Source organism: Pseudomonas sp. CFBP13508 (genome assembly GCF_005233515.1).
In the GTDB taxonomy this organism is placed as follows: domain Bacteria; phylum Pseudomonadota; class Gammaproteobacteria; order Pseudomonadales; family Pseudomonadaceae; genus Aquipseudomonas; species Aquipseudomonas mercuritolerans.
Genome location: NZ_QFZZ01000002.1, coordinates 575,016 through 586,570 on the forward strand (window position 1 = coordinate 575,016; position 11,555 = coordinate 586,570).

The following is an 11,555-nucleotide window of genomic DNA, read 5'->3' on the forward strand; positions in this document are numbered from 1 at the left end:
ACGTGCAGTTCCAGAAGGGTATCTAACTGGTAGGGAGCAGATTCCTGCGGCATCATGGGCAAATTTTGCACGGCAGCCCAAAGGAAGCCCCATGAATCTGCCTCCCCGTCAGCAGCAAATCCTCGAGCTGGTCCGCGAACGCGGCTATGTGAGCATCGAGGAAATGGCCACGCTGTTCGTTGTCACCCCGCAAACCATCCGCCGCGACATCAATCAGCTCGCGGAAGCCAATCTGCTGCGTCGCTACCACGGTGGCGCCGCGTACGATTCCAGTGTCGAAAACACCGCGTATGCGATGCGCGCCGATCAGATGCGCGACGAAAAGCAACGCATCGGCGAAGCCATCGCCGCACAAATCCCCGATCACGCCTCGCTGTTCATTAATATCGGTACCACCACCGAATCGATCGCGCGCGCCCTGCTCAATCACAGTCACCTGAAGATCATCACCAACAACCTGCACGTCGCCTCGATGCTCAGCGCCAAGGATGATTTCGATGTGCTGCTGACTGGCGGTAACGTGCGGCGTGACGGCGGTGTGGTCGGTCAGGCGAGTGTGGATTTCATCAATCAGTTCAAGGTCGATTTCGCCTTGGTCGGGATCAGCGGCATCGATGAGGACGGCAGCCTGCTCGACTTCGATTATCAGGAAGTGCGGGTCAGCCAGGCGATCATTGCCAATGCGCGGCAGGTGATTCTGGCGGCGGACTCAAGCAAGTTCGGGCGTAACGCGATGATTCGACTGGGGCCGATCAGCCTGATCGATTGCCTGGTCACCGATCAGCAGCCGGTACCAGCGCTGGCGCAATTGTTGAGTCAGCACAAAATTCGTCTGGAAGTCGTTTAACCCGCAAAATCAAAAGATCGCAGCCTTCGGCAGCTCCTACATCTGGAATGCATTCCTCCTGTAGGAGCTGCCGAAGGCTGCGATCTTTTGCTTTTAATGTTCGGATATTTTCCTTTCTCGGCCCTTCGATGAGTTTTTTCAATCGAACGCGACTGGCTGCGCGCGTGTTTATGGGCTACCATTTTCGCAAATGAACATTAATGTTCGATTTCCAAGACATAAAACCAAAAGAACCGAGGCCAGCCGATGTCCACCTCTACCTTGCGTACGCCCCCTCTCTCCGAGATCTATGACGTTGCCGTAATTGGCGGCGGGATCAATGGCGTGGGGATCGCAGCGGATGCCGCCGGTCGCGGTCTTTCGGTGTTCCTTTGCGAAAAAGATGACTTGGCCAGCCACACCTCGTCGGCCAGCAGCAAGCTGATCCACGGTGGCCTGCGCTACCTCGAGCATTACGAATTCCGTCTAGTGCGCGAAGCGCTGGCTGAGCGCGAAGTGCTGCTGGCGAAAGCGCCGCACATCGTCAAACCGATGCGTTTCGTCCTGCCACACCGTCCGCACCTGCGTCCGGCGTGGATGATTCGTGCCGGCCTGTTCCTTTATGACAACCTCGGCAAGCGCGAGAAGCTGCCGGGTTCGAAAAGCCTGAAGTTCGGCGCCGACAGCGCGCTGAAAAGCGAAATCAAGAAAGGCTTCGAATACTCTGACTGCTGGGTAGATGACGCGCGCCTTGTGGTCTTGAACGCCATGGCCGCCCGGGAAAAAGGTGCGCATGTGCACACCCAGACCCGCTGTGTCAGTGCCCGCCGCACCAAAGGTTTGTGGCATCTGCATCTGGAGCGCGCCGACGGCAGCGTGTTTTCGATCACCGCCAAAGCCCTGGTCAACGCCGCCGGTCCGTGGGTGGCGAAGTTCATTCGTGACGACCTGAAAATGGAATCGCCGTATGGCATCCGTCTGATCCAGGGCAGCCACATCATCGTGCCGAAACTGTATGAAGGCGAGCACGCGCACATTCTGCAAAACGAAGACCAGCGCATCGTTTTCACTATTCCGTACCTGAACCACTTCACCCTGATCGGCACCACCGACCGCGAGTACACCGGCGACCCGGCGAAAGTGGCGATCACCGAAGGCGAAACCGATTACGTGCTGAAAGTGGTCAACGCCCACTTCAAGAAGCAGCTGAGCCGCGAAGACATTGTGCACAGCTACTCGGGCGTTCGCCCGCTGTGCAACGACGAATCCGACAATCCGTCGGCAGTGACCCGCGATTACACCCTGGCGCTGTCGGGCAACGCCGAAGAAGCGCCGCTGCTGTCGGTGTTCGGTGGCAAGCTCACCACTTACCGCAAACTCGCCGAGTCGGCGATGGCGCAGTTGATGCCGTTTTTCACCCAGATGCGCCCGAGCTGGACTGCCACCGCCACCCTGCCCGGCGGCGAAGACATGACCACGCCAGAAGCACTGAGCGCGCGAATTCGCGACAAATTCGACTTCGTGCCGACTGAAATCGCCCGACGCTGGGCCGTCACCTACGGCAGCCGCACCTGGCGCATGCTCGAAGGCGTAGAAAGCCTGGCCGACATGGGCGAGCACATCGGCGGCGGGCTCTACACCCGCGAAGTCGATTACCTGTGCAGCGAAGAGTGGGCGACCACGGCGCACGATATCCTGTGGCGCCGCACCAAGCTTGGCTTGTTCACCACAGCGGAGGAACAGCAGGAGCTCGCGACGTATCTGGGCAAGGTTGAGCAGAATCGGAAGATCGAGGCGGCTTGATCTCACCATTCAAACGAAAGCCCCTGCATCGAGAGATTCAGGGGCTTTTTGTTATGTGGACTTTGTTGAACCTGATTGGGGCAGTTAGATCTTTTCCCCCTCACCCCAGCCCTCTCCCCCAAGGGGTAGAGGGGGAAAGGGAGCCGATCTCCGTGGGTTCCAAAGTCCGAGGTCGACTCGGTATCTCACGTCGCCGTAACTCGACCATCCACCGCAGTCAGTCCCCTCTCCCTCCGGGAGAGGGTTAGGGTGAGGGGCTTTTGATCGTTCGGTTTTCCGAACGCGACTCCACAGTCGATTCGGTTAACCGGATCTCACCCTCAAAAAATTACCGCCACAAAACTTTAATAACGTTATAAAACAACTGGTTAACCGACTGTGACTGGTCTGGCACGAGTCATGCTCTACACTCTCTCGACGAATGCCTGCTGTGCCGACACTTCAGGAGCCGTCAGGCATTCGAAGCACAAAAAGGGCCGACAAACTGGCTCCATAAAAAAAACAATGTCGAGGAAAATTTGATGCGCATCGTTCCCCATATCCTGGGCGCAGCCATTGCTGCCGCTCTGATCAGCACGCCAGTTTTCGCCGCCGAGCTCACCGGCACCCTGAAGAAAATCAAAGAGTCCGGTGTCATCACCCTGGGCCACCGTGACGCCTCCATTCCGTTCTCCTACATCGCTGATGCGTCCGGCAAGCCGGTTGGCTACTCGCACGACATCCAGCTGGCCATCGTCGAAGCGATCAAGAAAGACCTCGACCTGCCGAACCTGCAAGTCAAATACAACCTCGTCACCTCGCAGACCCGTATCCCGCTGGTGCAGAACGGCACCGTGGACGTCGAGTGCGGTTCGACCACCAACAACGTCGAGCGTCAGCAGCAGGTCGACTTTTCCGTCGGCATCTTCGAAATCGGTACCCGTCTGCTGTCCAAGAAAGACTCCAAGTACAAGGATTTCGACGATCTGAAAGGCAAGAACGTCGTAACCACCGCCGGCACCACCTCCGAGCGCATCCTCAAGGCGATGAACGCCGACAAGCAGATGGGCATGAACGTCATCTCCGCCAAAGACCACGGCGAGTCCTTCCAGATGCTGGAATCGGGCCGTGCCGTTGCGTTCATGATGGATGACGCGCTGCTGGCCGGCGAAGCCGCCAAGGCCAAGAAAGCCGCCGATTGGGAAGTGACCGGCACGCCACAGTCGTATGAAATCTACGGCTGCATGATGCGCAAAGGCGACGAGCCGTTCAAAAAGGCTGTGGATGACGCGATCAAGGCCACTTACGCTTCGGGCGAAATCAACAAGATCTACGAGAAGTGGTTCATGCAGCCGATTCCGCCAAAAGGCCTGAACCTGAACTTCCCGATGAGCGACGAGCTCAAGACCCTGATCGCCAATCCGACCGACAAAGCGGCTGACGACAAGAAGTCCTGATTTTCTGACTAACCTTATCCCCTGAGGAGGCGCCTGCCTTTTCAGGGGATGGTCACTCCCTGCTGGCATTTTTCTGGAAACACTCGAACCGGTGGCTGTCGAGCCGATCGCGTGTGCCCGGTCTTTGAAAAAAGACTGGGGAGGGAACGGAGTTCCCCAGGCGGGCACTTGTACATCGATCGAATCGAGGGGAGACCCTAATGAATTACAACTGGGACTGGGGCGTGTTCTTCAAGTCCACCGGCGTGGGCAGCGAGACCTATCTCGACTGGTTCATCTCCGGTCTGGGCTGGACCATCGCCATCGCCGTCGTGGCGTGGATCATCGCCCTGCTGCTCGGCTCGCTGCTGGGCATCATGCGCACCGTGCCGAACCGCATCGTATCGGGCATTGCGACCTGCTACGTCGAGCTGTTCCGTAACGTGCCGCTGCTGGTGCAGCTGTTCATCTGGTACTTCCTGGTGCCCGATCTGCTGCCGCCGGATCTGCAGGAGTGGTACAAGCAGGACCTCAACCCGACCACCTCGGCCTACCTGAGCGTTGTCGTCTGCCTCGGTCTGTTCACCGCCGCCCGTGTCTGCGAGCAAGTGCGCACCGGTATCCAGGCGCTGCCTCGTGGCCAGGAATCCGCCGCCCGCGCGATGGGTTTCAAACTGCCGCAGATCTACTGGAACGTGCTGCTGCCCCAGGCCTACCGGATCATCATTCCGCCGCTCACCTCGGAATTTTTGAACGTGTTCAAGAACTCCTCCGTGGCGTCCCTGATCGGTTTGATGGAGTTGCTGGCGCAGACCAAACAGACCGCCGAGTTCTCGGCCAACCTGTTCGAAGCCTTCACCCTGGCAACCCTGATCTATTTCACCCTCAACATGAGCCTGATGCTGCTGATGCGCCTGGTCGAGAAGAAAGTCGCAGTGCCCGGCCTGATCTCCGTGGGGGGTAAATAATGGAATTCGATTTCAGTGGCATCGTCCCGGCCATTCCCGGTTTGTGGAACGGCATGGTGATGACCCTCAAGCTGATGGCCATGGGCGTGATCGGCGGGATGATTCTCGGCACGATCCTCGCGCTGTGCCGTCTGTCGCACAACAAGCTGCTGTCGAGCATTGCTGGCGCCTACGTCAACTATTTCCGCTCGATTCCGCTGCTGCTGGTGATCACCTGGTTCTACCTGGCGGTGCCGTTCGTGCTGCGCTGGATCACCGGCGAAGACACGCCGATCGGTGCGTTCACCTCGTGCGTCGTGGCATTCATGATGTTCGAAGCGGCGTACTTCTGCGAAATCGTCCGTGCCGGTGTGCAGTCGATTTCCAAGGGCCAGATGGGTGCCGCGCAAGCGCTGGGCATGAATTACGGGCAGATGATGCGCCTGATCATCCTGCCGCAGGCGTTCCGCAAGATGACCCCGCTGCTGCTGCAGCAGAGCATCATCCTGTTCCAGGACACCTCGCTGGTCTACACCGTGGGCCTGGTGGACTTCCTCAACGCCTCGCGCGCCAGCGGCGACATCATCGGCCGCTCCAATGAGTTCCTGATTTTCGCCGGTCTCGTGTACTTCATCATCAGCTTCGCCGCCTCGCGGTTGGTCAAGCGTCTGCAAAAAAGGTTCGCCGTATGATCTCTATCAAAAACATCAACAAGTGGTATGGGGACTTCCAGGTGCTGACTGATTGCAGCACCGAGGTCAAGAAAGGCGAAGTGATCGTGGTCTGCGGCCCGTCGGGTTCCGGCAAGTCGACGCTGATCAAGTGCGTCAACGCCCTGGAACCGTTCCAGAAAGGCGACGTTGTGGTTGACGGCACGTCGATCGCCGATCCGAAAACCAACCTGCCGAAACTGCGTTCGCGCGTGGGCATGGTGTTCCAGCATTTCGAGCTGTTCCCGCACCTGACCATCACCGAAAACCTGACCATCGCGCAGATCAAGGTGCTCGGCCGCAGCAAGGAAGAGGCGACCAAAAAGGGTCTGCAACTGCTCGAGCGCGTAGGGTTGTCGGCGCACGCCCACAAGCATCCGGGGCAACTGTCCGGCGGTCAGCAACAGCGTGTGGCGATTGCCCGTGCGCTGGCGATGGACCCGATCGTCATGCTGTTCGACGAACCGACCTCGGCGCTCGACCCGGAAATGGTCAACGAAGTGCTCGACGTCATGGTGCAGCTGGCCCACGAAGGCATGACCATGATGTGCGTGACCCACGAAATGGGCTTCGCCCGTAAAGTGGCCGACCGGGTGATCTTCATGGACCAGGGCAAGATCATCGAAGACTGCCCGAAAGAGGAATTCTTCGGCGACATCAGCGCCCGCTCCGAACGCGCGCAGCACTTCCTCGAGAAAATCCTGCAGCACTAAAAAACCACGCAGAACCCTGTGGTGTGGCGAGCTTCTGTGGCGAGGGGATTTATCCCCGTTCGGCTGCGAAGCAGTCGTCGAACCGTTAAATCCGGTTTGACCATGAAATGCCGGGGCCGCTTCGCAGCCCAACGGGGATAAATCCCCTCGCCACAGGGTTCACCTCAAACCAATGGTGATGCACAACAAGTGTTGTGGTTGACCCAAGGCATCTGTGATGAAATGCGACCCCACTCTTTATCGCGCTGCAGAGCCATCACTTGCCGTGAAGCCCCGTCTGATCCGTCATCTGTTCCTGCCGCCACTGATCATCGCCCTGATGGTCGGACTGGGTTTCATCGGCTTCTGGACCAGTGAGCACTTCGGCATCCGCAGCCTCGGCGAGAACGGCCAGCGTCAGCTGGAACTGCACGCCCGCGCGGTCGAAAGCGAGATCAGCAAATACACCTACCTGCCCAGCCTGCTGGAACTCGAAACGAGTGTGCCGCAGTTGCTGGCCGACCCGACCCCGGAGCACCGGCAGACGGTCAACGATTACCTCGAAGGCCTGAACCGCCGTAGCCGCAGCCGGGCCATCTACGTGATGGACACCACCGGCCGGGTCATGGCCACCAGCAACTGGCGCGATGTCGACAGTTATCTGGGTGAAGACCTGTCCTTCCGCGCCTATTTCAAGGACGCCGTGCGCGGCCAGCCCGGGCGTTTCTATGGCATCGGCAGCACCAATGGCGAACCCGGTTATTACCTCGCCCATGGCCTCGAAGAGCACGGCAAGATCATCGGTGTGGCGGTGGTCAAGGTGCGTCTGGAAGCCATGGAAGAACGCTGGCAACGGGCGCGTCTGGAAGCCTTCGTCAGCGACGAGAACGGCATAATCATTCTCTCCAGCGATCCGGCGCGACGGCTGAAATCGGTGATCCCGCTCAGCGACGAGGTCAAGGAAAAACTCGCTCGCAGCCTGCAGTACTACTGGTTTCCACTCAACGAACTGCAACCGCTGGCCCGCGAGACACTGGCCGAAGGCGTGGAGAAACTGACCTTCCCGGCCAACAGCGAATTGCAGCCCGACGAAGACGACATCAGCTATCTGGCGCAAACCCGACTGCTGAGCGACACGCCGTGGAATTTCACCCTGCTCACGCCGTTGCAGGACCTGCGCCGCGAAGCGATCAACCAAGGCATTCTGGTGGCCGTTGCGTTTGCCCTGTTCGCCTTCCTGCTGATTGCCTGGAACGAGCGCCGCAAAGTCCTCGCCACCCGCCTCGCCGCCCGCGAAGCGTTGCAGGAAGCCAATAGCCAACTCGAACGTCGGATTACCGAACGCACCGCCGATCTGCGCGCCAGCAACGAACGCCTGAAGAGTCAGATCCGCGAGCGCCGCCAGGCCGAGGAGACTTTGCGCCGCGCTCAGGATGAACTGGTGCAGGCCGGCAAACTTGCGGCCATCGGCCAGATGTCGACCAGCATTGCCCATGAATTGAACCAGCCGCTGGCGGCGATGCGCACGCTGTCGGGCAACACCGTGCGCTTTCTCGAGCGCGGCCAGCTCGACGTCGCCAGCACCAACCTCAAGACCATCAACGATCTGATCGACCGCATGGGCCGAATCACCGCCAGCCTGCGTTCGTTTGCCCGGCGCGGCGACAACAAGGGTCAGGCCAGTCTCGGCAAAGCCGTCGACGCCGCGTTGCAAGTGCTCGGCGCGCGTGTGGAAAACACCGCGCTGCAGATTCACCGGCAGTTTGCCGATGTGCAGTTGCTGATCGATCAGACCCGTCTCGAACAGATTCTCGTCAACCTGATCGGCAACGCCCTCGACGCCATGCACGCGCAACCGCAGCCGCAACTGTGGCTGGAGGGTGAAGAATTCAACGGCAAGTATCGCTTGCGGGTGCGTGATAACGGCCACGGCATCGACGCCGAAGCGCGCAAGCATTTGTTCGAACCGTTCTTCACCACCAAACCCGGCGAGCAAGGCCTGGGCCTGGGCCTGACCCTGTCCGCCAGCCTCGCCGCCGCCACCGGCGGGCACCTGGGTGTTGAACACCCGGCCGGCGGTGGCACCACTTTCGTCCTCAGTTTACCGTTGGTAAGCCCTCTTTCTGCCGAGCCAATATGAACCCCGAACTCAGTGTGCTGATTGTCGAAGACGACCCCCATGTGCTGCTCGGCTGCCAACAGGCGTTGACCCTCGAGGACATCCCCTGCATCGGCGTCGGCAGTGCCGAAGAGGCGCTGGCGCAGGTCGGCGACAACTTTGCCGGCATCGTCATCAGCGACATCCGCCTGCCGGGCATCGATGGCCTGGAATTGCTCACCCGCCTCAAGCAGCGTGATCGCAGCCTGCCGGTGGTGCTGATCACCGGCCACGGCGACATTTCCATGGCCGTCGGCGCGATGCAGAAAGGCGCCTACGATTTCATGGAAAAACCTTTCTCGCCGGAACGCTTGGTCGATGTCGCGCGACGGGCGCTGGAGCAACGCAGCCTCGCCCGCGAAGTTTCCTCGTTGCGTCGACAACTGGCTGAACGCGACTCCCTTGAAGGGCGGATCATCGGCCGTTCACCAGCGATGCAGAACCTGCGCGAACTGATTGCCAACGTCGCCGACACTTCGGCCAACGTCTTGATCGAAGGCGAGACCGGCACGGGCAAGGAACTGGTCGCCCGTTGCCTGCACGATTTCAGTCGGCGCCACAGCAAACAGTTCGTCGCGCTGAACTGCGGCGGTCTGCCGGAAAACCTTTTTGAAAGCGAGATCTTCGGCCACGAAGCCAATGCCTTCACCGGCGCCGGCAAACGCCGCATCGGCAAGATCGAGCACGCCGACGGCGGCACGCTGTTTCTCGACGAAGTGGAAAGCATGCCGCTGCCGTTGCAGATCAAGTTGCTGCGCGTATTGCAGGAACGCACCCTCGAACGCCTCGGCTCGAACCAGAGCGTGGCGGTGGATTGCCGGGTGATCGCGGCAACCAAATCCGACCTCGATGAGTCGAGCAAGGCCGGCGAGTTTCGCAGCGACTTGTACTACCGCCTCAACGTCGTGACCCTGGAATTGCCACCGCTGCGCGAACGCCGCGAAGACATCCTGCAACTGTTCGAACACTTCACCCAGCAATCGGCGCTGCGCTTCGACCGCGCGCTGCCGGAGCTGGATAACCAGACCCTGTCGAACCTGATGAGCCACGACTGGCCGGGCAACGTGCGTGAACTGCGCAACGTCGCCGAACGCTTCGCCCTCGGCCTGCCGGCCTTCAAGAAGTCCGGCGCCAGCGCCGGCCAGGGTCTGGCGTTTGCCGAAGCGGTGGAAGCTTTCGAGCGCAATCTGCTGGTCGACGCCTTGCAACGCAGCGGCGGCAACCTGACCCAGGCCAGCCAGGAACTGGGCATGGCCAAGACCACGCTGTTCGATAAAGTCAAAAAGTACGGGCTGAGCCACTGATGGATCTGATTCTCAAAGCCGCCATCGGCGCCGCAGTGGTGCTGATCCTCGCGGCACTGTCCAAAACCAGAAACTATTACATCGCCGGCCTGGTGCCGCTGTTTCCGACCTTTGCCCTGATCGCGCATTACATCGTCGGCAAGGGCCGCTCGGTCGACGATCTGAAAACCACGATCGTGTTTGGGATGTGGTCGATCATTCCCTACTTCGTGTATCTGGCGACGCTGTACGTGATGGTCGACCGCATGCGCCTGGAAGCGTCGTTGGCCGTGGCGGCGGTGGCCTGGTTGATGGCGGCGACCGTGTTGGTAACGGTCTGGGTGCGTTTGCACAGCTAAGATCAAAAGCCCCTCACCCCAGCCCTCTCCCCGAGGGAGAGGGAGCCGACCGAGGTGTCCTGCGAGGTACATCGACGTGAGACACCGAGTCGACTATGGATCGGTGAAAACCGAGTCGGTTATGGTGGTGTCAACGTGAACGCATTCACCGAATTCATAATCGACTCGGTCATTCAGATCGGCGTAGAGCACAAGACACCTCGGTCAGTCCCCTCTCCCTCTGGGAGAGGGTTAGGGTGAGGGGACTCTTTCTGGCTCACAGCAGATTCCTGCCCACCACCGGCTCGATCTGTGCCCAGTGCGAAGTATCCTCACGATGCGCTTGCAGATAAGGCAGCACCGCCGCCAGCAACGGTTCCTTGAACGCCTCCTGAAAGCGATGCGCCAGCCCCGGAATCAGCTTCAACTGACTGCCCTGAATGTGCGCCGCCAGATGTACGCCGTGCATCACCGGCAGCAGCGGATCAGCCGTGCCATGCACCACCAGCGTGGGCACACGCAATTGATTGAGCAAAGCCACGCGACTGGGTTCAGCAAGGATCGCCATGATCTGCCGTTTGACGCCTTCGGGGTTGAACGCGCGGTCGTAGGACGCTGCCGCCTGTTGCAGCAACGCTTGGCGATCATCAGTCACCGCCGGGCTGCCGAGTGCCGCGAGCAGATCGGCCTGCTGCTCCAGCGCCACTTGACGGTTCGGCGCGCCCCGCCGTGAAAGCAATTGCACCAGCGCCGCACTCGGTGCCGGCAGGCCTTCAGCGCCGGAAGTGGTCATGATCAGCGTCAGGCTTTCCACCCGCTGCGGCGCCATCGCCGCCATGTGCTGGGCGATCATTCCACCCATGCTCGCGCCGAGCACGTGGAATTGCTCGACCTTCAACGCCGTCATCAAACCCAGCGCATCGTCGGCCATGTCGGTCAGGCTGTACGGGGCCGAGACCGGCAAACCGAGCTTGTAGCGCAGCACTTCGAAGGTCAGATTGGCCTCGATGGGCGCCTGCCGCCAGGTCGAGAGGCCGACGTCGCGGTTGTCATAGCGGATCACCCGGAAACCCTGCTGACACAGCGCGACTACCACCTCATCCGGCCAATGAATCAACTGGCCCCCCAGGCCCATGACCAGCAACAGCGCCGGGTCTGATGCACGACCGATGCTCTGATAGGCAAGGCTGACCGCAGGCAGATCGGCGTGCTCGGTCGGCACGTTCACATCGCAGCGCCCGGCTGCCAACGAGCCGGCCCCGAACACAAGCGCGGCCAACGCGGCCGCGACTGAAATAAATCTCTTGAACATGAAAAACACCAAAACGCAGCACCCCAGTAGAGCGCGAGTCTGATGAAGTTCGTGCGAGCGCGCTGCCACAC

General features: G+C 60.2%; 10 protein-coding genes. 9 read left to right on the top strand and 1 reads right to left on the bottom strand.

The window, feature by feature from the left end:
- Positions 1-91: 91 nt before the first annotated feature.
- The 9 genes from PspCFBP13508_RS07085 (at position 92) to PspCFBP13508_RS07125 (ending at position 10,193) form a co-directional block, all read left to right on the top strand.
- Positions 92-847, top strand: coding sequence for a DeoR/GlpR family transcriptional regulator (locus PspCFBP13508_RS07085; protein ID WP_007953179.1), 756 nt, complete (start codon positions 92-94; stop codon positions 845-847).
- A gap of 246 nt (positions 848-1,093) precedes the next feature.
- Positions 1,094-2,629, top strand: a complete 1,536-nt coding sequence (glpD, locus tag PspCFBP13508_RS07090; protein WP_137214067.1) for a glycerol-3-phosphate dehydrogenase — start codon at positions 1,094-1,096, stop codon at positions 2,627-2,629.
- A 521-nt stretch (positions 2,630-3,150) separates the two neighbouring features.
- A complete protein-coding gene (locus PspCFBP13508_RS07095) occupies positions 3,151-4,065 on the top strand; it encodes a glutamate/aspartate ABC transporter substrate-binding protein (RefSeq protein ID WP_090285892.1) in 915 nt (304 codons plus the stop codon).
- A 200-nt stretch (positions 4,066-4,265) separates the two neighbouring features.
- Entirely contained in the window at positions 4,266-5,012 is a 747-nt protein-coding gene (locus tag PspCFBP13508_RS07100) for an amino acid ABC transporter permease (RefSeq protein WP_056790046.1), read from the top strand.
- On the top strand, positions 5,012-5,683 hold the full coding sequence (locus PspCFBP13508_RS07105; protein WP_016773391.1) for an ABC transporter permease subunit: 672 nt from the start codon (positions 5,012-5,014) through the stop codon (positions 5,681-5,683). Before PspCFBP13508_RS07100 ends, PspCFBP13508_RS07105 begins: the two co-directional genes overlap by 1 nt.
- Entirely contained in the window at positions 5,680-6,414 is a 735-nt protein-coding gene (locus PspCFBP13508_RS07110) for an amino acid ABC transporter ATP-binding protein (protein WP_016773390.1), read from the top strand. Before PspCFBP13508_RS07105 ends, PspCFBP13508_RS07110 begins: the two co-directional genes overlap by 4 nt.
- Positions 6,415-6,631: 217 nt before the next feature.
- Complete coding sequence (locus PspCFBP13508_RS07115) at positions 6,632-8,533, top strand: ATP-binding protein (RefSeq protein WP_056790048.1); 1,902 nt, start codon at positions 6,632-6,634, stop codon at positions 8,531-8,533.
- The gene (locus tag PspCFBP13508_RS07120) at positions 8,530-9,855 is read left to right on the top strand and encodes a sigma-54 dependent transcriptional regulator (protein ID WP_024014166.1); all 1,326 of its coding nucleotides are present in this window, start codon (positions 8,530-8,532) and stop codon (positions 9,853-9,855) included. Before PspCFBP13508_RS07115 ends, PspCFBP13508_RS07120 begins: the two co-directional genes overlap by 4 nt.
- 8 nt (positions 9,856-9,863) lie before the next feature.
- The gene (locus tag PspCFBP13508_RS07125) at positions 9,864-10,193 is read left to right on the top strand and encodes a GlpM family protein (protein WP_172828174.1); all 330 of its coding nucleotides are present in this window, start codon (positions 9,864-9,866) and stop codon (positions 10,191-10,193) included.
- A gap of 256 nt (positions 10,194-10,449) precedes the next feature.
- Here PspCFBP13508_RS07125 and PspCFBP13508_RS07130 read toward each other — a convergent pair whose 3' ends face one another.
- Complete coding sequence (locus PspCFBP13508_RS07130; RefSeq protein ID WP_137214068.1) at positions 10,450-11,484, bottom strand: alpha/beta hydrolase; 1,035 nt, start codon at positions 11,482-11,484, stop codon at positions 10,450-10,452.
- Positions 11,485-11,555: the final 71 nt, after the last annotated feature.

Excerpts from the sequence above, each read along its gene's own strand:
- PspCFBP13508_RS07085 (WP_007953179.1), top strand. The coding sequence starts at position 92 with ATGAATCTGCCTCCCCGTCAGCAGCAAATCCTCGAGCTGGTCCGCGAA.
- glpD (WP_137214067.1), top strand. The coding sequence starts at position 1,094 with ATGTCCACCTCTACCTTGCGTACGCCCCCTCTCTCCGAGATCTATGAC.
- PspCFBP13508_RS07095 (WP_090285892.1), top strand. The coding sequence starts at position 3,151 with ATGCGCATCGTTCCCCATATCCTGGGCGCAGCCATTGCTGCCGCTCTG.
- PspCFBP13508_RS07100 (WP_056790046.1), top strand. The coding sequence starts at position 4,266 with ATGAATTACAACTGGGACTGGGGCGTGTTCTTCAAGTCCACCGGCGTG.
- PspCFBP13508_RS07105 (WP_016773391.1), top strand. The coding sequence starts at position 5,012 with ATGGAATTCGATTTCAGTGGCATCGTCCCGGCCATTCCCGGTTTGTGG.
- PspCFBP13508_RS07110 (WP_016773390.1), top strand. The coding sequence starts at position 5,680 with ATGATCTCTATCAAAAACATCAACAAGTGGTATGGGGACTTCCAGGTG.
- PspCFBP13508_RS07115 (WP_056790048.1), top strand. The coding sequence starts at position 6,632 with ATGAAATGCGACCCCACTCTTTATCGCGCTGCAGAGCCATCACTTGCC.
- PspCFBP13508_RS07120 (WP_024014166.1), top strand. The coding sequence starts at position 8,530 with ATGAACCCCGAACTCAGTGTGCTGATTGTCGAAGACGACCCCCATGTG.
- PspCFBP13508_RS07130 (WP_137214068.1), bottom strand. The coding sequence starts at position 11,484 with ATGTTCAAGAGATTTATTTCAGTCGCGGCCGCGTTGGCCGCGCTTGTG.